We start from the raw sequence: 19,905 nt of genomic DNA on the forward strand, positions 1-19,905 counted from the left end.
GTCCGGAAGCCTTGCCGTCTGCGCATCCGTCGAAGCATCCGTCGAACCTGCTCGGGAGGGCACCGGAGATGGCACGACCGTTGGGACGAGAGAACAGGCACGCGAGATGGCGATGCCTGGTGGCAGGGCTGACGCTGACGACCGCCGTGAGCGCGATGGGCACCGCGCCCACCGCGGCCGCGGCCGAGGCCGCGGCCGCCCCCGCGCGCTGGCGGGCGTGCGCGGAGCCCGCTCCGCAGCAGGCACCGCTACAGTGCACGACGATCTCGGTACCGCTGGACCACCGGATACCCCACGGCCCCAAGATCGACATTGCCGTCTCCCGGCTGGCCGCCCGCGACCAGGCCGAACGCAGGGGGGTGCTGCTGATCAATCCGGGCGGGCCTGGCATCGCCGGGCTGGGCGCACCGGCGCTGGTGTCGGGAAATCCGGCGCTCAAGGACGTCGCGGAGCACTACGACCTGGTCGGGTTCGACCCGCGCGGCACGGGCGCCAGCAGCCCCATCGACTGCGGACTCGACGACCGGCAAGTGCGCCAGGCACAACTGCCGTGGCCTCAACCCGGGGGGTTCGACGCCGACGCCGCGCTCGCCCGGGCGACAGCACAAGCCTGCGTCAGGCGTGCCGGTGCGATGCTTCCGCATCTGACCACGGAGAACACGGCACGTGACATCGACGCCATCCGCTCCATGCTGGGCGAGCGGAAGATCTCCTACCTGGGAGTCTCGTACGGCACCTACCTCGGTGCGGTTTACGCCACTCTGTTCCCCACCCGCGTCGACAAGCTCGTGCTGGACAGTGTCATGGCACCGGAGGGCCCCTCCTACCGTACGGTCCGCTCTACGGCGCAGGCCGTGGACGCGCGCTTCACCGACCTGGCGGCGTGGCTGGCGGAGCGGCACGCCACGTACTCTCTTGGAGAGACCGAGCACCAGGTGCGCGCGCGCATCCTCGCGCTGCTGCGGCGGCTCGCGAAGCAGCCGGAGAAGGTCGGGGACGTCGAGGTCACGCCGGCCTCACTGCGGTCCCTGCTGTACATGACCTTCGCCGCGCCGGACGCGTCGCTGTTTCCCGACACGGCGGGCGTCGTGGGATATCTGACCGGCGCACCTGGAGCGCCCCCGGAGGCCACCGTGGCTCAGCGGCTCGCCCGAGCCACCATGGTCCCGCCGACCGGCTCGGCCACCGCGTCGGCGATGCTCGCGGTGACGTGCGCCGGCCGGTGGCCACGCGATCCCGCCGCCTACCGGCGTGACTCGCTCAGCGAAGCGCGCGCCTTTCCGGTGACCGGCGGGGGCTTGTCCAACATCCGCCCGTGTGCGTACTGGCCCGGCGCCCCCGGGCAGGGGCAGGTCCCGAGGATCGGCGGAAGGCCCGTCGAGGTGCTGATGCTGCAGAACCTGCGAGATCCTGTGACGCCTTACGCAGGCGCTGTGCGGATGCGGCTGGCGCTCGGGGCACGCACCCGCCTGGTCACCGTCGACGCCGCCGGTCACGGGGTCGCGGACCTGTGCGCGGTGAGCGCGGCATCGGCTTGGCTCGTGGACGGCACGCTGCCGCGCGAGGACGTGCGCTGCCCGGGGAGAAGCAAAGCCACATGACGGCAGAGAACCGGGCGGCCGTCGTGCACGTGAGCGCTCGCCGGGCCCCAGGCCGGCCACTGGACGTGGAACGACCCGGCCCGGCTATTCCGCCGGCGCGCTCACGCGAGAGGTCCGCGCCGGCGGCGGCTCGGCGGGCCGATCACCGGGGGAGCCGCCTGCCCGCGTGACCGTCCTGGCGCCGGTCACCGCCAGCGCGACCGCGCCGGCCGCCACCACGCCCGCCGCGGTCAGGTACGCCGCGTGGTACCCGCCGAGCGTGTCCGGCACCGCGCCGGCCACGGCCGCCAGGGCCGCGACGCCCAAGGCCGAGCCCACCTGCTGCGCCGTCACGTTCACCGCGCCCGCCACCCCGTGCCTGTCCTGGGGGACGCCGGTCAGCGAGGCGGAGGTGAGAGCCGTGAAGGCCAGCCCCTGGCCCGCGCTCATGACCGCGATGCCGGGGAACACGTGCAGCCAGTACCGCCCGTCGGGCGGCGTCACCGCCCACAGCGCGGTGCCCGCGGCGATCAGCAGCAGGCCGAAGACGAGCAGCCGGCCCTGCCCGACGCGGACGAGCACCCGTCCGGCCACCGACGACGTCGCGATGACCACGATGCTCATCGGCACGACCGCCAGGCCCGACTGCAGGGGCGTGTAGCCGAGCATCCCCTGCAGGTACATGGGCGCGAAGAACAGCACGCCGGCCACCGCCACGTAGAACAGCAACGCGCCGGCGGCGCCCATCCGCACGTGAGAAGAGCGGAACAGCGTGAACGGCAGCAGCGGGTCGGCCGCCCGGCGCTCGCGCCAGGTGAACGCGGCGAGCGCTCCGACGGCGAGGGCCAGCGCGAGCAGCGTACCGGGGTCGGTCCAGCCCATCTCGCCGCCGCGGGTCACGCCGTACACACCCAGCAGCAGGCCGACCGTGACGGCGGCCGCTCCGGGCGCGTCCAGGGGCTGCGCGCGGCGGCGGCCTCGCGGAAGGAACATCCGGCAGGCGGCCAGGGTCAAGGCGGCCGGCACGGCGATCACGGCGAAGACCGAGCGCCAGCCGAGCCAGGTCGTCAGGAAACCGCCCAGCACCAGCCCCGCGGCGAAGGCGCAGGCGCCGACGGAGGCGTACACGGCCAGCGCGCGGTCGCGTTCGCCGCCCTCGGGGAAGATCTCGGTCAGCAGCGCCAGCCCGGCGGGGACGGACAACGCCGCGCCCACGCCCTGCAAGGCGCGGGCGGCGACCAGCACCGCCATGGCCGGCGCGAGACAGGCCAGCAGCGAGCCGGCCGCCAGCAGCCCCATGCCCAGCGCGAACGTCAGGCGGCGGCCGAACACGTCGGCCACCCTGCCACCGAACAACAGGAACCCGGCGAAGGCCACCGAGTAGGCGGTCAGCGCCCACTGCAACGCGCCGGGCCCCAGCCCGAAGTCATGACCGATCTCCGGAAGGGCCGCGTTGACCACGGCTCCGCTGGCCACGTCGAGCCCCTGGGCCAGGGCCAGCACGACGAGAGCGGCCTGGCGCGAAACCGTCGTAGGACGATGACGAGATATGGACATGGCCAAACCTCACCAACAGGGCGTCCCCGCTGTCCAAGACCTGTTGCCATGCGCAGAACGCATAGATCGATTACCGTTGAGGCGTCATGGATGTGGACACCAGAGCGTTGAAATACTTCATCGCCGTGGCGGAGGAGCTGAGCTTCAGCCGGGCCGCCGCCCGCCTCTACGTGTCGCAGCCCTCGCTCAGCAGGCAGATCCAGCGGCTGGAGAACGACCTGCGCACCCCGCTGTTCCAGCGCACCAGCCGTGACGTGCGGCTGACCCCGGCGGGCCAGGCGCTGCTCCCGGCCGCGAAGGACCTGATCGAGCAGTGGACGGACGCCTTCCGGCAGGCGCGTGTCACCGCCGCGGCCCACGACCGGGTGCTGCGCATCGGCTTTCAGGCCACCGGGGCGGGCAAACTCGGCACGAGGGCCAGGGCCCTGTTCGAGGAACGCCATCCCGGCGTGTCCGTCGAGCCGCGCAGCTTCGACTGGGCGGGCGAGGTGGCGGCGCTGCGCGAGGGCCTGGTGGACGTCGCCTACGTCTGGCTGCCGGCCGACACCCGCGGCCTCACCTGCACGGTGATCGCGACGGAGCCCCGCGTGCTCGGCCTGCACAGCGGGCATCCGCTGGCCAGCCGGAAGAGCCTGACCATCATGGAGATCGCCGACGTGCCGCTCGTATGGACGCGCAAGGCGCCCCGCTTCTGGGTGGACTGGTGGGCGGTCAACCCCCGCCCCGACGGCTCGGAACCTCGATGGGGGCCCGAGAACGACAACCCGGAGGAGCAGCTCGAACACGTCGCCGCCGGGGTGGCCGGAGCCATCGCGCCGAGGTCCATGGCCTGGTACTACGCCCGTCCCGACATCACCTGGGTCCCGCTGACGGACGTGGAGCCGCTGCGGATCGCCCTGGCCTGGCCCGAGCGCGGGGCGAGCGACCTCGTGCCCCCCTTCGCCGCCGTCGTCCGCGAACTGACGGCCACCGCGTAGACGCCCGGCCGCTTCGCCGGCCGCGCGTGCACGCGGCCGGCGAAGCGACATCCCTCGCCCGCCCGCGAAGGCGGGCGCGGGAGCGGGCGTTGCGATGCGGTGGCCCACAGCCCCGTCCAAGGCCGGTGCCGCGCACCGTGGGCGGCGCGCCCGCCCGCGGTGCGAGTCCTCACCCCACAGGCGCTCCGAAGTACGCCGCCCAGCCGGAGCTGATGGCGGTGCCCGAGCCGAACTTGTTGCCGCCCCTGCCGTTCCAGACGGTCAGCACTCCGGTCTCCGCGTGCACGGCGCCGATGTCGGTACGGCCGTCCTTGTTGACGTCTCCCAGCGACATCAAGGTGGCGGCGTAGGGCCCCCAGCTGGGGCCGATCTCGATGGCACCGGTGAAGTCGTTCGCGCCTTCGCCGTTCCAGATGTGGAGTTTGTTGGTGTCCTTCCTGACGGCCATCAGGTCGCTGATCCCATCGCCGTCGAAGTCGCCGCCGATCGGCCGGGTGTAGGCGGTCCAGCCGCCGCCGACGGTGATGCCCGGGCCGAACTGGTTGGCGCCCTTGCCGTTCCAGATGGTCAGCTTTCCGGTCTCCGCGTGCACGGCGCCGATGTCGGTACGGCCGTCCTCGTTGATGTCTCCCAGCGACATCAGGGTGTCGGCGTACGGTTGCCAGCCGGAGCCGAGTTCGACGAAGCCGGTGAACTCGTTGGCGCCTTCGCCGTTCCAGATGTGGAGTTTGTTGGTGTCCTTCCTGACGGCCATCAGGTCGCTGATCCCATCGCCGTCGAAGTCACCGGCGATCGGCCTGCTGTAGGCGGTCCAGCCGCCGCCGACGGTGGTCGCCGGGCCGAACTTGTTGTCTCCTTCGCCGTTCCAGATGGTCAGCCTTCCGGTGGCGGTCGAGAAGAGGTCGCCCACGCCGTCGGCGTCGAAGTCCGGGGTGGCCGACGCGCCCACCCCCGCGTAGTGCGGGTTCTGGGCGTGCGTGAGGGTCTCCCAGCCCAGGAAGTGCGACACTCCGGCGGGACGGTTCTCCTCGATCCACCGCGTGGCGTAGGGGATGTCGTCATATCCGAGCCGGTGGTGCAGTGCGTTGTACGCGACCTCAAGGGGCGCCCCGAGGCCGAGCTCGACCTTTCCTCCGCACAGCCACGACGGCACCGTCCCGCCCAGTTCCAGACGGGCGTGGAAGTCCATCGCGAACCGCAGCCGGTGCTTGGCCGTGGCGTACAGGTCAACGCCCTGGAGCCGGGCCGTCTCCGCGACGTGGGAGATGGCGGCGAGACCCCATCCGGTGTGCCCGAAATCGCGGCAGGTCTCCTGAGTCAACCCGTCCACGAACGTGGTCTGCCCGTGCCAGTAGTCGATGATCTCGGCTTTGGTGTTGTAGTCGCTCTTCGGCGGCGCCTTGGGCAGTGAGCCGTCCGTCGTGAGGTAGATGTAGGCGGGCAACCGGCCGCGCCAGGTGCTGATCGCCTTGTCGAAGGAGACGCGGTCGTCGAGGTGCACGGCGATGCCGATGGCGGCATCGGTCATGATCAGTTCCCAGTTGCCGTTGTTGTTGGGCCGCCCCGCGATCAGGATCGGGAGGTACACCGTGCGGAGCTTGCCGGCGAACCGGCCCGCCTGGGTCCAGCCGGAGTAGGTGTGCTTGATCAGCTCGGCGGCGCGGGAGAAGTTGGCGCCCGCCCAGCCGGTCTGCAGCGGTGCGTTGTCCCCGGTGTGCCCGGTGATCACGGCCGACCAGGCGTCCATGATCTGGATCGCCTTCTCGGCGTAGCGGGCGTCCTTGGAGAGATACCACCGCAGGGCGAGCGTGTAGGCCGCCATCGCGTCCTTGCGCTCGTCCGAGCACCCGTGGTCGGGATTCGACACGGGCCCGCAGTTCACGACGGCGCGTGGCTTGGGCGTGTAGGAGAGCGAGGCGTAGGGGCTGGCCTGCAGGGCGCTCCAGGCGGACTTCCACGGCTCGTTACCGAGGTTGGCCCTGACGAAATCGAGCTGAGCCCGGCTGACCAGCACGCCGGGGTGCTTGAACACGGCCGCCTGCGCGGGCTGCGGAACGGCCAACGCGGCGACCACGAGCGCGAAGACGGCGACAAAGCGAGCGAGACGCACAGGAGTCCTTTCACAACAGAGGGCGCCTATTTCGTCAGCCGCCTGCTCGGGGTGTCAAGATTCGCGTGCCGCGAAGGCGGCTCCGGCATACCCGCCGCATACCACTGCCGGGGGCACGGGGTGGAGGAAGCCCGGCGTGTACCTTCGCCGAGCCTGACCATGACGGGGATCGGTTGATTACGGCGGATGGGAGGGGGCGTACTCGCTAGACTGATCACCGGCCGGCGGGGCGAGAGGTGGCGGTTGACTGGGGAAGCGACACGGCTGCTGGTGCGTTTCGGCCGCCGTTACGCCGCCGCTGTTCGCCTGGCGACGCTGGTGCCGATCTGCGCGATCGCAGTGTCCCGTGCCTCACCCGAGCACGTGGCGGCCACGGCGTCCGTGGTCGTCGTCGCGGCGGCGTGGACCTGCGGCTACGCGTGGTGGCTGCGTGCGGGCCGTGGGACCGTACCGGTGGCCCTCGACGTGGCCGTCCTGCTGGGCCTGTTCGCGAGCATCTGGTGGACCGGCGCCGTCGAGGACCGCAACACCGGGTGGCTGCGGCTCCTGGTCACCTTCGCCTGCGTGACGTGCCAGTGGCACACCTCCCCCCTGACGGGCGGCGTGGCGGCGCTGGCGGCCGGGGGCGGGGCGGTGGTCCTCCTCATCGCGGCGGGAGCGATGGACGTGGACGCGAGCCTGGTCAGCGGGACGATGCAGGCGATACCGGCGGCAGCACTGTCCAGGGCGGCCTGGGTGCTCGTCCACCACGCCGCCCGGCAGGCCGACCGCATGGCGGCCGAGGCCGCGAAGGCGCGCGGCGAGGCGTTGGTGGCCGCGGGCGTCCGTGCCGGAGAACGCGAGTTCGCCAACTCCCTGCACGACACCGCGGCGACGACCCTGCTGATGGTCGGCACCGGTCAGGTGCGCTCGGACGCCGACTGGCTGGCCCGGCAGGCGCGGCGCGATCTGGACCGGCTGCGCTCGGGGAGCGGCCCGCCGCCGGAGGAGGCCGACCTCGTCGAGCTGCTGCGCGCCGACCTCGATGCCACGCACCTGACCGTGGACTTCGACTCCCCCGCGCGGCTCCGGCTGCCGTTCGGCGTGGCCAGGGCGATCGCCGACGCGGCGGGTGAGGCCCTGAACAACGTACGCCGCCACGCGGGCACGACGCGGGCGACCGTCCGGCTCAGCGGCGACGCGCGGGCGCTGCGGCTCGACATCGCCGACCAGGGGAAGGGATTCTCGGCGGCGGACGTGCCCGTCACCCGGCGCGGCCTGCGCGAGTCGGTGTCCGGAAGGATGGAGCGGGTCGGCGGCACGGCCACGATCACCTCCGCCGTGGGCGAGGGCACCCTCGTCCGGCTCGAATGGCGTGCCGGCGATGGGTGACGCCGCCGAAGAGGTGACGCGGACGCAGTTGCGGCGCGGCCTGCGGATCGCGACGTCGCTCGTCGCCATGGCGACCGTGTTCGGGCTCGGAGGGTCCAACATACTGCGCCACCTGGAGGAGTACGACTCACCGCTCACGCAGTGGGCCGCCTTCGCGGCGCTCGCGGCCGTGCTCGGCGGCGAAGCCCTGCTGATCGTCCGCGGGCGATCGTGGAACCGGCTGCGCGGGCCCGCCATCGCCGTCGTGCTCGCCGCGTCGGCGCTGTCGTACGTGACCCTGCCCGATGGCCGCACCTCGACCGGCCCGGACTGGATCTTCGGCGCGGCCAACTGGGCCGGCCTCGTCGTGCTGCTCGACCGTCCCCTGCGCAGCGTCGCGCTGTTCCTGCTGGCCCACGAGCTGACCGCCCTGCTCAACCTGCTCCTGCTCGACGACCCCAGCCTGCCGGACATGGCCAGGTTCTGCACCGGCTCGGTGACCGTGATCGGCTTCCCGCTGTGCGTGGCCGTGGTGGCGTCCATCCTGAGCGGCCTCAGCGCGAGGGCGGCGGCCGCGCGCGAGGAGGTCGAACGGGTACGCGTCTCCGAAGCCGTCGCCGCGGAGTCGCACCGCCGCAGGCAGCAGCGCTTCGCCGAACTGTCGGTGACCACGGTCCCGCTGCTGGAAGGGCTCGCCGACGGCTCGCTGCGCCCCGAGGACCCTGCGGTCCAGCGGCGGTGCGCCATCGAGGCGGCCCGGATGCGCAGGCTGTTCGCCGAGGCCGACACCGTCGCGAACCCTCTGTTGCACGAGCTGCGCCACTGCATCGACGTGGCGGACCGCAAGGGCGTCGTGGTGGAACTGGACGCCCGCGGCCAATGGCCCGAACCGCCGGTGGCGGTCCGGCGCGATCTCACCGAGGCGGTGCTCGTCGCCCTCGCCACCGCCGCCTCCCACGCGCGGGTCACGGTCATGGGCGGCGCCGGGCTGGTGTCGGTCAGCGTGGTCGCCGACTGCGGTGAGATCGACGTGCCGAAGCCGGCGACGCCCGGCGTACGGGTCGAGGCGTTGCACAACGACGATACGGTCTGGATGGAGGCGCAATGGCAGCCGAACCGCCGGCTGACGAGCTGATCACCGTGGTGATCGTGGACGACCACGCGGCCATAGCCGCCGGCGTGCGCGCGTGGTGCTCCCAGGCGGTGCCGCCGATCGAGCTGATCGACGCCGGAGACCGGCTCGCCGACGCCTGGACCGGCCCCGGCGCCGCCGCCGACGTGGTCATCTTCGATCTGGAGCTCGTGCCCCGCCGGCCCGACTTCGGCGAGCTGCGCAGGCTGGTCGACAGCGGCAGGCGCGTCATCGTGTACTCCCAGCACACCGACGACGCGACCGCGATCAAGTGCGTGGACCTGGGCGCGCTGGCGTACCTGACCAAACGCGAGGGGCCCGAGCACCTGGTGCCCGCCATCCGGGCCGCCGCGCGCGGCGAGCCGTACACGGCGCCGTCGCTCTCCGGCGCCCTGGCCTGCGACGACGCCCCCGGCCGGCCGCGCCTGTCGCAGCGCGAGACCGAGGTGCTGCGGGCGTGGTTCGTGTCCTCGTCCAAGGACCTCGTCGCCGCCAAGCTCAACATCACGGTCAAGACCGTCGACACCTACATCGCGCGGGTACGGGTGAAGTACGCCAACGTGGGACGGGCCGCCCGTACCAAGAGCGAACTCGTCAGCCGCGCGCTCGACGACGGTCTCATCACGCTGGCCGAGCTCAACGAGACCTCGTTGTAGGGCGTTCACCTGACACGACGGCACCTGTCCCTTCCGTAAGGTGGCGACGCCCGATGATCGCCGTCCCGGCCCGAGGAGATATCCAAGGTGTTCGTGTCCCTGAAACCGATGTCCGTGGCGATGGCCGCGCTCACCGTCGTCGGCCTCGCGCCGGTGAACGCCCACGCGTCGGCCGCCCTCCGATTCGGTTACGAGAACGGCACCAAGTCCTCCGGGCAGCCGAAACTGGGATTCAACGAGTGCTGCCAGACCTCGATCCAGGTCGATGACCTGCCGAGGACCGGCAGGTACGCGATCCGCAGCCATCTGAAGTACGGCGACAAGATGGTCGCCGGCGGCACCAGAGCCGAAAGCCACACCCTCGACATCAAGGACACCCATTTCCGGTCTGGTGAGACGGTCTACTACGGGTTCAGCATCTACCTCGCGAGCACCTGGCAGAACGACTCAAGAGAAGACATCGTGTTCCAGTGGAAGCCCTGGCGCGACAAGTGTGAGACCGACAAATCCCCCAGCGCCTTCCTCAGCGTGCAGCCCTCCGGAAAATGGCGGCTGAGGGTGAACTCCGACGGCAGTCCCTGTTCCACGGCCGATACCGTCCACAAGACGAGCTTCGACCTCGCCGAGGTGAAACCCGGGCAGTGGCACGACTTCGTCTTCAAGTTCAAGTGGAGCCACGACAGCCAGGGCAGCATCGACGGCTGGTACCAGACCCACAAGAACCCCGGCTGGCGCAAGGTCGTGACCGCCACGGGCCCCAACACCTTCAACGACGATGCCACCACGCAGGGCTACCTGAAGTGGGGCATCTACAAGCCCGCCTGGAACACCGGCCCGACCGAGGTCGAGAGCCGCACGGTCTTCCACGACAACATCACCGTGGGCACGTCCTTCAGCGAAGTCAACCCGGCGGCCGGCTAGCTCTCCTCACCACCGCTCGCGACAGAGCCGGCCACGTTCCCGATGGCGGCCCGACGATCGCCACCGGGCACCCGGAGGCCGCCCGCACTCGCACCCTCCCCGCCCGTGTCGCCAAGGTCTGGGCAGCCTAGGCCACCTCCGAGGACCACGGCCAGTAGGGTGCGCGGCGGGGGCGGCGGGGGCGCAGCACGAACCAGGCGTCGCGCTCGGGCCGTCTTCGTCGGTAAGGCCGCCGTGGGCCTGGGCGATCTGCCGGGCGACCGGCAACCCGAGCCCGGCGCCGCCGGGATCGCGAGCGCGGGAACCTCCAAGCGCGTGAAGCGCCGAAGATCGTCGATCGCCTCGCGGCGGCCGGTGACGCCCGCGTCCAGCCGAGCCACCCGCAGCAGGTCCCCGATCAGGGACTGCATGCGCTCCACCGATTGGGCGCGCCCAACGCCCTGGTTCGCGCGACCGTCGCCGTTCGGCTGCGCCGGCCTTGCCCACGCCCCAAGATCGCGTCGTGGCACAACCCCTGATCTGGTGGGCGCGGCGAGGACGCCGCGGTTGAGGCTCACCCACCGGCATGGTGCCGGCGCGACGGTGATCGCGGTGGTGGGAGAGGCGGATCTCACCACCAGCGCTCAGCTTGAGGCCACATCGCCAAGACGCGCCGCACCCCCCGATGAGCCGCTGGTGCCGGCCAAGTCGGCCGGGCCTGGCAGGTCGGCCGAGCCTAGCAGGTCGGCCGGGCCTGGCAGGTCGGCCGGGCCGGGCACCACGGCGCCGGTGGCGGCCACGCGTGGCGCTGGTCGGTGGCGCTTCGGGCGTGCTCGCGCGCGGTGCGGGCGAGGGCCTCGGCGAGCCGGGCCACCTCGGCCCTCCCACCCGGCCAGGGCCCACCAGACCGGGATACCGGCGATCTCGGCGGGCGCCTGGTGCTGCTCAGCCGGGATGCGCGCGGTGGTGACCAGCTCCCCAGGCGACGCTTTCGTCTGGGATTGCCAGACGAATTTCCTGGTCAGTCACAGGAAGGTCGTCAAGGCAAATCAGGAAAAGTAAACCCCGGCATGCCGAGCATGGTGGGCCCGGCGCGAAGGTGTTCGAGCGTGTGGAGACGCGACCCATCAGCGATGGGCCGTTGCGACAAGGAGTCGCAGTGCGGCGTAGGCGGGGAAACCCCACGTGGCCTTGCCGCCCCGGCGGCCGGCTCCTCTAATAGGCCAGGGCGTACTCACGGTTACTTGTAGGTCCACTCGGCCTTGCAGCGATACTTGCCGTCGAAGAACGTCGTGCGGTAGGTGTAGTTCTTTCGCAGCGGGACACCGCGGCTGTAGTGCGTCTGGCCCGATCCCTTGTTGACCGATTCGCTCTTCATTCCGACGCCGTTCTTCAGCTCCTTGAACTCGCCGGTACGCCCCTTGGTCATGCGGCCCCAGACGTACGTCTTGCCGTTATAGGTGCCGGTGCGGACCTGGCAGTTCAGGCCTGCCGGACCGGACCAGACCGTGTCGGTGTCCCTGGTCTTCACGTTGCTCGCCTTACTGGGGTCCGAAAGAATGTCGGAGGCCTGCGCGCCGGGCGCGTGCACAGTCAGCCCGACGGCGGCGACGGCAAGGCCGCTCACAATGGCAGTGGTCCACCGGAACTTGTTCATCAGTGCGGATTTCACGTTTTTCCTAGGGTCGGTTTACATCGGCGGCCCCGAGCATAGGAAACGGCGGTATACCAACGGTATGTCGGACGACCGCGACGGATGGCGCGATCCTGTGGATCCACGGCGGCGGGTTCATCTTCGGCGCCCCGCGTCTGGGCGTCGCCGTACGTCCGGCCGCTTGAGCAGCGCGTTGTCAGCGTTCATTCCAGGCCGGCGAGGAAGGTGGTGGCCAGCCGCGTCACGGCCCGGCGCGCGACGGAGGACTCGAAGATCGGCTCCTGGTAGCCTGCGACGCCGACGAGGCCGCCGCCCGTCGTCGTCCCTCTGAAGGTGAACTCGACCGTGCGGTCGCCGATCAGCACCTTGATCAGGATCTCCTGCAGGGGATCCTCCTCCGGCCGGTTCGGCCTGGTGGTGGAGGAGATGACGGCGAACGCCTGCTCCCCGAGCCCGGACAGCGCCTGGCGAGGCTCGTAGTCGGTGTGGATGTTGCCGTCGCCGATACCGCCCTTGGCGGAGTAGCGGTCGTACTTCTTGGCATCTCGGTCGAACTGGAACTTCGACTCGCTGCTGCCGCCACCCCAGTCGACCAGGTGGACGCGGAACTCGCCGCCCCGGGCGGTGAACTTCTGCCCGGGCTCGTGCTCGACCGCCTCGTGGATGCTCCACGTGCAGGTGGTCTGCCGGATCCTGCCGGCATTGCCTCCGACGGACGGTCCCTCGGCGGCGGGGAAGAACGCCGACTCCAGGTCCTTCGCGGTCAGGATCGCGCACGGCCCGTCCAGCTTCGCCTCCCCGGCGTCCTTGGCCATTTCCGCGGTGATGACCTCGGTGACCTTGCCTGCCGCGGCCCGCACCTCGTCGCCGGAGGGGTATTGGACGCCGGTCCGGTTGCTGCCGCCGTACACGACCTCGATCAGCCAGGGCCCCTGCCGGACGTACACGCCGGCCTTGAGGCCGCTGCGTCCGAGCGAGGTCTGGCTGTAGGAGGCGTCGCCGTATCGCAGCTCCCTGAGCTCTCCGAACGCCGAGCCGGAGGTCCTTGCGTCGGTTCGCCTGCCCTCTCGGACATTGACCCGCCGTTCGTGCTCTTCCTTGTTCCTGTCGAATCGGTACTTGGCGTACTCGATCGCGTTCTGGCTCTCGGTGCTCTGGGCCGCGACCGAGATGCTCAGGGTCCGATGGCCGATGACACCGTTGCCGACGTCCATCTTGTTGTTGCTCCACGTGCAGGCCGCCTGCTTCTCGGCTTCGGTGGCGGCCCGGGTGGACGCGTCCTTCCTGCCGTACGTGCCGTCGCTGACCAGACTCCTACGGAGGTCATCCGGAACCGCGGCGCAGAGCTGGTCGCCGCTGATCGGCCGCAGTTTCACCGCCTGGACCGTCGGCGATGGCGACCGGACCGGCTGACGCCGGTCGCCGGTGGAGCTCAGGGGCGGTCCGGGTTCGCCGCCACGGGTGCGCAGGAGGATCCAGCCTCCGACCGCCAGCCCACCGATCAGCAGGAGGACGACGAGCACGGCGACGCCGGCGATCAGCCATCCCTTCGAGCCGCCGCCGCGCGGGGGTGGCGGCCACTGCCCTCCAGGCCCGCCCGGCCCTGGCCCGCCCGGCATCGGCCCTCCCGGCATCGGCCCTCGCGGCGGCGGTCCTCCCGGTGGGATCGGCGGAAAGCCACCAGGATGCCGAGCGCGAGGTGGCGGAAATGGGGTGGACATGACCTCTCCAATAGACCAGCAGTTGTCCGGCGGCGCGTGTCCTGGTACACCGCGAGGGCTTCGGAGAATCGGCAGGCCCGGTACGGCCCCAGCATCGACTGGGCGCGAGAACGTTCCCGTAGCGGGTGGGCCTCGGCATGGGCGGTGAGCACCGGCACCACCGCGTGGTGCTCACCAGCCGCCAGGCGCACCGCGCGGCCTCGCCGCGATTGATCGCCAGTTTACGAAGGCACAGGACGGGCCGGTGTCAGGCGAACGCCTTACAACGAGGTATCAGCGGCCGGTGGATCCGTCGAGCTGCTCGCGGAGGATGTCGGCGTGGCCAGCCTGGCGGCCGGTCTCTTCGATCATGTGCGCCAGGACCTGTCGCATTGACGGGTCCGGCCCTAGGGGGCGGGGGCGCGGGCCGGGAAGGGCCAGGTCCGGGCAGGCGTCGATGACCTGGTTCGCCTGCTCGATGGTCTCGCGGTAGTCGGCGAACACATCATGGCCTAGCCCTCATCCCTGACGGGGCTCGGTCGAAAGGACCCGGGATGAGGTGATACCTCGCCGTTGCCGCCGCCCTGCGAGGGAACCGGTGAGGTCGGCGACGGTCGTGGAGGCGTCGAGCCCTGGATGCACGAGGGCGCAGGCGATGGCATCGTGGGCGTGGTACGGACGGTACCGGTCATATGCGCTCGATGCCGCCGCGCGTACCTCCTCCGCGGAGGGCTCGCCGGCACGTGCCAGGGCCAGTCGGGCGAGCTTGCTCGGCGTACTGGGGTCGAGGGGCCGCACGGAGATCGCGGGATCGGCGACCTCCCAGACGCGGAACACGCAGTCGCGCGGATCCAGTTCCGCCGGCCACTCCGCCACCTGCCCCTCATCCTCCAGCCACCACGCCGTCCGCCGGTCGCCGTCCAGTCACCGCACCTTCTCCATGTCACCGCCTTCCTGTCGTACTGGGCGTAGCTGAGGAGCTGAAGGGGGCTCACTTCCGCGACAATCGTCACATGATCGATCACTACCGCGATCTCTTCGAGCGGCAGCAGTGGCTTGAGGACGGACTCTGCTGGATCGTGGTGCAACCCCTCGACGAAGAGATCACCGTGGACGATCTGCTGTGGCGGCTGAACGGAGGCCGTGATCCCGAGGAACGCACCATGGCGTATCCCAGGGAGGAGGCATTCGAGGAGGGCGTGCCCGTGCTCTTCGTCTACGAGGGCCCAGGGGCCTGGGGTTTCCTCGAATTCTCCCATGGCTTCGCCACGCCGGATCACATCCTCGCCGAACTCAGCAAGGAGTCGCGCGTGTGGATGACGACCTGGCACTTCAAGGGGGGACACACGATCCTCTACGCCGCCGACGGCAAGATCAGGGCGCGGCTGCGTGACTTCATCTTCGCCGAGCACATCATCCAGGAGGGTGATCAGAGCGTTCTGGCCGGTTTTCACGCCATGCTCGACCGCCTCGACCGGGAGGATTACCGCGGCAAGCGCAGTGCGGCGTTCGCCTTCATCGAGGCGTCCACGGGCGTGGGCCTTGAGGGCGACTGGCTGGATGTGGAAGAGGCGCCCGTCATCATCCTTGACAACTGGAACCCGGCCTGAATCGCAGCGTCCATCGGACTCGTGGCGGGGAGCGGCGGCGATGCGAGGACCCCGCAAGGGCGTCCTCGGGGGCATCGGATGCCGGGAGGGGTGGCGGGTTCCGGCCCTTGCGGGAGACGGTGCGGCTTCGGGGGTGTGTCATGCCCCGAAGCCGCACGCTCGTACGCCGGGTGTGGTGGATCGGCGTGGGCCTACTGGCCGTTGATCACGAAGCCTGAGCCCGGCTCCCTGACGATGTCGCCGGTCGCGGAGTTCGTGATGGTGACGTTGGTCAGCGTCGCGCTGCCGCGGGCGCTGCTCTGGGCCAGGATGCCGGCGCCGTTGTTGGACCTGTCGATGCGGACGTTCGTGATGGCGACGTTCGGCATGTTGCCGCCGCCCGACTTGAACTGGATGCCGTCGTACGTCGAGTCGGAGATGTCGGTGTCGCGGATGGTCACGCCGGTGATGTCCCGGTTCTGGGCGTAGAGGGTGATGGCGCCGAACTTCTGGGCCTCGCCCCAGAAGACGCCGCCGCAGCGGTGGAGCGCGTTGCCGGCGATCAGGGTCTGGCCGGAGAACGGCAGCGGGTTGTGGTCGGTGGCGAGCATGATGCCGGGGTAGTTCATGGTGTCGTAGATCAGGTTGTTCTCGATCTTGTTGTCGTAGCCGCCGTAGATCGCGATGCCGTTCGCGCGCCACGGGAGCTGGATGGTGTTGTTGACGAAGGTGTTGTCGTGGGCGATGTCCACCGACGGGTCCTTCACGAACGGGTTGGCCCACACGGCCAGGGAGTCGTCGCCGGTGGTGCGGAAGGTGGAGTTGTACACGCGCGAGTTGCGCGTGCCGTTGCTGAAGTTGATGCCGTCGGCGTACGTGTTGCGGATGCGCATGCCGCTGAACTGCAACCCGTCGGCAGGGCCCCACAGCTCGGGGATGTTGTCGTAGTCGCGGCCGACCCAGACGCCCACGTTCGCGTGCTCGATCCACACGTTGGCGATCTTCGTGTTCTTGCCGAAGCGCCCGTTCAGGCCGACTCCGCCCTCGGCGCCGCCGGGGCCGCCCCGGATACGGCCGGAGCCGAAGATGGCCAGGTCGGAAATCTGGACGTTGTCGTCGATGTCGAAGCCGAAGTTCCCTTCGTGCGGGTGGTTGATGCTTCCCGTCGCCAGGTGCGGCTCGGTCAGGGTGTAGAGCTGGGAGTGCCACATGCCGGCGCCGCGGATCGTGACGTTGCGGATGCCGACCTGGTTGTACTGGCCGCGGTTCAGCGGGTCGTCGGTGAGGATCTTCTTCTCCTGCCGCCACTGGCCCGGCGGGATCCACACGCAGTTGATGACGCCGTTCTGGTCGTCCGTGACCGCCCGCTGGATGGCGGCCGTGTCGTCGTTGCCGTCGTCGGGCACGGCGCCGTACTCGGTGATGGAGGTGCATTCGGCAGGGCGCTCGGACGGGGGCGCGACCTGCTCCAGGTCGATCAGGTCGATGATGTAGAAGGCGGCGGTGTCGTCGGCGTCGCGCTGGATCCGGAACTTGGTGCCGGGCGGGTACGAGCGTGACAGGAGCGCGTGCGACTCGTCGAACAGGCGGCGGGCGTCGGCCTGCGGGGTGTTGGTCAGCGCCTCCGGGTCGTCGCTGGTGCCGTACAGCCAACTGTGCCGGGACGACAGGGTGAGCTTGCGGACGAAGGTCCCGTCGGCGTACAGGCTGATCGTGGCCTCGATGCCGCCACCGCCCGGCGCGTCCGGGATCGAGTTGCGCACCACGATCGAGTTGGCCTGGTTCCTGGAGGTGAACTCGACGTACTGGCCGGTGCTGTTCAGCCGGACAGACTTGCGGCCCGAGGACTCGGTGGCGAAGTTGGTGTGCCCGTACGTGCGCAGCGGGTCGCTCTGCAGCAAAGTGCCCTGGTAGACGGCGGATTCGGCCTCGTACTCGACGTACGGCACCGAGGCGCCGCGGCCGACGGCGATCTGCTGCGAATGCGTGTTGTTGTCCTCGTCGGTCTCGTCCACGGCGTCGGTGGCGTCGGCGGTGGCGGTGATGGTGGCGCCGCCGCTGGTGGCGGTCCAGCCGCCGCCGACGGCCACGTTGGCCGTCGCGCCCGCGGCGATCGGCGGCGTCTGGGTGTCGAGCGTGGTGCCGCCGACCGCGACCCGGGTGACCGTGGTGGCCCCGGTCGTGCTGGTGCCGCGGTTCTTCACGGCCACGGTGAAGGTGACCCGCTCCCCGATGGCGGGGTTCGGCGGAGTGGCGCTGACGCCGACGATCTGCAGGTCGGGCCCGGGCGCCTCGGCGACCTCCAGGGACGCCGGCGCGGTGAAGGTGTTGTTGCTCTCGTTCTGCTCGACGACCTCGCCCTCCTCATCGGCCTTGGCCGAGAGCTGGTACGTTCCGGGCCTCCTGGTCCCGATGTTCACGGACACGCTGGTGGACGCGCCCGCGGCCAGCGCGCCCACGGCGGCGGTGCCCACCTTGGTGGCGCCGGCGTAGAAGTTGACCGAGGTCGCGGCGGAGGCGGCGGTGCCGGCGTTCTTGACCGTGCTCGACAGCGTGATCGCGGTCGTCGCGGTCGGCGAGGCGGGGCTCCAGGTGAGGTTCGTCACGGTGAGGTCGGGGTTGGCCGCGGGGGTGCCGAAGATCTGGAACTCCGCGATCTGCCCGCCGGGGGCGCCCGTGTTGGCCGTGATCTGGAGCCGTACGTCGGCGGCCTTGGCCGTCACCGGGATCGTCACCGTGTTGCCCGTCGCCGGGTCGAAGGTGTAGGTGGCCTGCGGGACGAGGGTCGTGAAGGCGGTGGCGCTCTGCTCGCGGCCGAGCACCTGGATGGTCTGGGTGCGCCGGGCCCAGACCGGGTCGGGGTTCAGCTTGAGCGTGATGGAGGTGAGGTCGGCGTTCGCGCCGAGCTGCGCGGTGAGCGTGCCGGGGTAGGCCGCGCCCTCCCAGTAGGTCTGTACGTTGTCGTCGTTGGCGTTGGCGGCCACGTAGCTCTGGGTGTGGGAGGAGGCGGCCATCGCCTTGCCCAGAGCCAGGTTGGTCCCGCCCCCGGGGTTGCCGAGCGGGCTGCCCCACACCTCGAACTCCGAGAGCTGGCCCGCCGGCCAGCCGGAGTTGGCGGTGATCTGCAGCCGGACGTACCGGGTGGTCGTGGTGCCGAAGGTGATGGTGGCGGCCGGATCGAAGGTGTGGGTGGCCGAGGCGGCGATCGTGCTGAACGTGGAGCCGTTCGTGCTGCCCTGGACGGACAGCGTCTGCGTACGGACGGGCCAGCCGGAGGGCAGCTTGAGCACCAGCTTGCTCACGCTCGCACTGGCGCCCAGATCGACCTGGACCCACTGCGGGAAGGCGTTGTTGGCCGACTCCCAGTAGGTGGCCTGGTTGCCGTCGGTCACGTTGGCGGCGCGATAGACGTCGGTGAAACTGCCGGCGGTGGCGGACCTGCCGGCGGCGAGGTTGGTGTCGGCGGCTGCATGGGCGGGCGGTGCGACGAGGAGTCCGATGAGTAACGCAAGGGCGGCTAGCAGTGCTCTCATGGGGGGTGGCCCTTCAGGTAAGGCGATTGCCCGCACCATAAGATGTCAAGCAGATGGCCGCAATATTTCGATGAGATTGCGCAAAGAAGCTACGTCAGAGTGCGCGAGAATTCTCACACCTTCTCCCAGCGTGGGCGCCATGAACCGGGCCTGCGCAGGACTGCGGCGGAGCGCAAGGGACGACGTCGCCTGAGCGCAAGAAGCCCGCAAGAATTGCGCTCCGCGCGGCCTCATCTTGCGTGAAGGTGGGCCCGCTCAGCGGGGGTGGCGGGCCGGCACGGCGGCGCGGCCGTCAGACCTGGTGCTCGACCCGGTGCCGGATGTACTCGTCGGGGTGCGTACGCGCGATGTGGACGGCGGCCGAGACGAGGTCCCTGAGCTCGGGCGGGTAGCGGCTGGGGTCGAGGTCGAGCCCCGGAAGGATGCAGCGGCGCAGGTCGAGGTCCTCGTTGGCGACGAATTCCCGAAGCGCCGCCTCGCGCCACCGCATTCTCAGGTCTTCCAGCGCGTCGTACTCCCTCTGGCTCTCCTCGGTGGCTTTGCGCGCGGCGAAGTCAGCGGCCCCCCGGTATCTCAGCGAAGGCTGCGCCCAGTACCAGGCGCGGGCGGCGCCGGCCTTCTCGGAGTTCGTACCGCCGCGCAGCACCTCCACAAGGGCGGCCTGCACTCTGCGACGCCCGAAGTACGCGACCGCAGGCTCGACGAACCGGCGGTTGAAGCTGGGATTGGGATCGTAGACGGCGGCCAGGATCAGCGCGTCGAAGACCGCCTCCGGCGCCTCGCCGGCCGCGGACAAGCCCTGTGAGACGGCCGCCCGGGCGGCGTGTTCCCACTCGAACGAATTCGCGGGCGTCTCGGCCGGCACCTCCTCGCCGATGAGACGCAGCAACGCGGCCACGTGCCGGTGGAAGGCCGGACGCTGATCTTCGACCCGCCCCGGCAGGGCCATGAACAGGCGTGGCTTCTTCGCGTCGTCCTCGCCCTCGCGATGGTTCACATCGACCTCCAGCCTGTTCCCGAGGCCCCTGCCGCATCCGGGACCCGCTTCGCTGATCCATACTCGCCGACCGCCGCGGGGACCGCGCGACTCCGCGCCGGCCCGCTCGATCCCGGCCGGCCGCTCCTGTGTACGGATCACGTATCGGGGCAGATCCTTCAGGGCCTCAC

The 19,905-nt window shown here is 70.5% G+C and carries 15 protein-coding genes; 7 read left to right on the plus strand and 8 right to left on the minus strand.

The genetic code is table 11. The annotated features are described in order from the left end of the window. Nucleotides 1-119: 119 nt before the first annotated feature. Nucleotides 120-1,601, plus strand: a complete 1,482-nt coding sequence (locus HNP84_RS12865; protein WP_185049905.1) for an alpha/beta hydrolase — start codon at nucleotides 120-122, stop codon at nucleotides 1,599-1,601. Between the two features lie 84 nt (nucleotides 1,602-1,685). Here HNP84_RS12865 and HNP84_RS12870 read toward each other — a convergent pair whose 3' ends face one another. After that, nucleotides 1,686-3,137, minus strand: a complete 1,452-nt coding sequence (locus HNP84_RS12870) for an MFS transporter (protein ID WP_185049906.1) — start codon at nucleotides 3,135-3,137, stop codon at nucleotides 1,686-1,688. An 86-nt stretch (nucleotides 3,138-3,223) separates the two neighbouring features. On the opposite strand from HNP84_RS12870, the gene HNP84_RS12875 reads away from it, so the two are divergent. Beyond that, entirely contained in the window at nucleotides 3,224-4,114 is an 891-nt protein-coding gene (locus HNP84_RS12875; RefSeq protein WP_221336207.1) for a LysR family transcriptional regulator, read from the plus strand. A gap of 169 nt (nucleotides 4,115-4,283) precedes the next feature. Here HNP84_RS12875 and HNP84_RS12880 read toward each other — a convergent pair whose 3' ends face one another. Then, nucleotides 4,284-6,224 carry an FG-GAP-like repeat-containing protein gene (locus HNP84_RS12880; protein ID WP_185049907.1) on the minus strand — a complete coding sequence of 647 codons (1,941 nt, stop codon included), beginning with the start codon at nucleotides 6,222-6,224 and terminating at the stop codon, nucleotides 4,284-4,286. Between the two features lie 243 nt (nucleotides 6,225-6,467). On the opposite strand from HNP84_RS12880, the gene HNP84_RS12885 reads away from it, so the two are divergent. The 4 genes from HNP84_RS12885 (at nucleotide 6,468) to HNP84_RS12900 (ending at nucleotide 10,283) form a co-directional block, all read left to right on the plus strand. Then, entirely contained in the window at nucleotides 6,468-7,595 is a 1,128-nt protein-coding gene (locus HNP84_RS12885; RefSeq protein ID WP_185049908.1) for a sensor histidine kinase, read from the plus strand. Then, complete coding sequence (locus HNP84_RS12890) at nucleotides 7,588-8,709, plus strand: hypothetical protein (RefSeq protein ID WP_185049909.1); 1,122 nt, start codon at nucleotides 7,588-7,590, stop codon at nucleotides 8,707-8,709. Before HNP84_RS12885 ends, HNP84_RS12890 begins: the two co-directional genes overlap by 8 nt. Beyond that, entirely contained in the window at nucleotides 8,679-9,362 is a 684-nt protein-coding gene (locus HNP84_RS12895; protein ID WP_185049910.1) for a response regulator transcription factor, read from the plus strand. The genes HNP84_RS12890 and HNP84_RS12895 overlap by 31 nt, the downstream gene beginning before the upstream one ends. Nucleotides 9,363-9,455: 93 nt before the next feature. Next, nucleotides 9,456-10,283, plus strand: a complete 828-nt coding sequence (locus HNP84_RS12900; RefSeq protein ID WP_185049911.1) for a polysaccharide lyase family 20 protein — start codon at nucleotides 9,456-9,458, stop codon at nucleotides 10,281-10,283. Nucleotides 10,284-11,502: 1,219 nt separating this feature from the next. On the opposite strand, the gene HNP84_RS12905 is transcribed toward HNP84_RS12900, so the two are convergent. The 4 genes from HNP84_RS12905 to HNP84_RS12920 form a co-directional block, all read right to left on the minus strand. Next, entirely contained in the window at nucleotides 11,503-11,919 is a 417-nt protein-coding gene (locus HNP84_RS12905) for a hypothetical protein (protein WP_185049912.1), read from the minus strand. Nucleotides 11,920-12,119: 200 nt separating this feature from the next. Then, complete coding sequence (locus tag HNP84_RS12910; protein ID WP_185050306.1) at nucleotides 12,120-13,535, minus strand: hypothetical protein; 1,416 nt, start codon at nucleotides 13,533-13,535, stop codon at nucleotides 12,120-12,122. Beyond that, on the minus strand, nucleotides 13,454-13,828 hold the full coding sequence (locus HNP84_RS54915; RefSeq protein ID WP_312924627.1) for a BTAD domain-containing putative transcriptional regulator: 375 nt from the start codon (nucleotides 13,826-13,828) through the stop codon (nucleotides 13,454-13,456). Before HNP84_RS54915 ends, HNP84_RS12910 begins: the two co-directional genes overlap by 82 nt. 82 nt (nucleotides 13,829-13,910) lie before the next feature. Continuing rightward, nucleotides 13,911-14,120 (minus strand): mycothiol transferase, encoded by a 210-nt coding sequence (locus HNP84_RS12920; RefSeq protein WP_312924629.1) that lies wholly within the window; start codon nucleotides 14,118-14,120, stop codon nucleotides 13,911-13,913. Nucleotides 14,121-14,629: 509 nt separating this feature from the next. Here HNP84_RS12920 and HNP84_RS12925 point away from each other — a divergent pair. Further along, entirely contained in the window at nucleotides 14,630-15,226 is a 597-nt protein-coding gene (locus HNP84_RS12925) for a hypothetical protein (RefSeq protein WP_185049913.1), read from the plus strand. A gap of 191 nt (nucleotides 15,227-15,417) precedes the next feature. On the opposite strand, the gene HNP84_RS12930 is transcribed toward HNP84_RS12925, so the two are convergent. Both HNP84_RS12930 and HNP84_RS12935 read right to left on the minus strand, forming a co-directional pair. After that, nucleotides 15,418-18,738 (minus strand): CARDB domain-containing protein, encoded by a 3,321-nt coding sequence (locus HNP84_RS12930; RefSeq protein WP_185049914.1) that lies wholly within the window; start codon nucleotides 18,736-18,738, stop codon nucleotides 15,418-15,420. Between the two features lie 292 nt (nucleotides 18,739-19,030). Then, nucleotides 19,031-19,735, minus strand: a complete 705-nt coding sequence (locus HNP84_RS12935; protein WP_185049915.1) for a hypothetical protein — start codon at nucleotides 19,733-19,735, stop codon at nucleotides 19,031-19,033. Nucleotides 19,736-19,905 lie beyond the last annotated feature (170 nt).

The organism is Thermocatellispora tengchongensis, from assembly GCF_014202315.1.
GTDB classification, from domain to species: domain Bacteria; phylum Actinomycetota; class Actinomycetes; order Streptosporangiales; family Streptosporangiaceae; genus Thermocatellispora; species Thermocatellispora tengchongensis.

Excerpts from the sequence above, each read along its gene's own strand:
- HNP84_RS12870 (WP_185049906.1), bottom strand. The coding sequence starts at position 3,137 with ATGTCCATATCTCGTCATCGTCCTACGACGGTTTCGCGCCAGGCCGCT.
- HNP84_RS12875 (WP_221336207.1), top strand. The coding sequence starts at position 3,224 with ATGGATGTGGACACCAGAGCGTTGAAATACTTCATCGCCGTGGCGGAG.
- HNP84_RS12890 (WP_185049909.1), top strand. The coding sequence starts at position 7,588 with ATGGGTGACGCCGCCGAAGAGGTGACGCGGACGCAGTTGCGGCGCGGC.
- HNP84_RS12895 (WP_185049910.1), top strand. The coding sequence starts at position 8,679 with ATGGCAGCCGAACCGCCGGCTGACGAGCTGATCACCGTGGTGATCGTG.
- HNP84_RS12905 (WP_185049912.1), bottom strand. The coding sequence starts at position 11,919 with ATGAACAAGTTCCGGTGGACCACTGCCATTGTGAGCGGCCTTGCCGTC.
- HNP84_RS12910 (WP_185050306.1), bottom strand. The coding sequence starts at position 13,535 with ATGCCGGGCGGGCCAGGGCCGGGCGGGCCTGGAGGGCAGTGGCCGCCA.
- HNP84_RS12925 (WP_185049913.1), top strand. The coding sequence starts at position 14,630 with ATGATCGATCACTACCGCGATCTCTTCGAGCGGCAGCAGTGGCTTGAG.
- HNP84_RS12930 (WP_185049914.1), bottom strand. The coding sequence starts at position 18,738 with ATGAGAGCACTGCTAGCCGCCCTTGCGTTACTCATCGGACTCCTCGTC.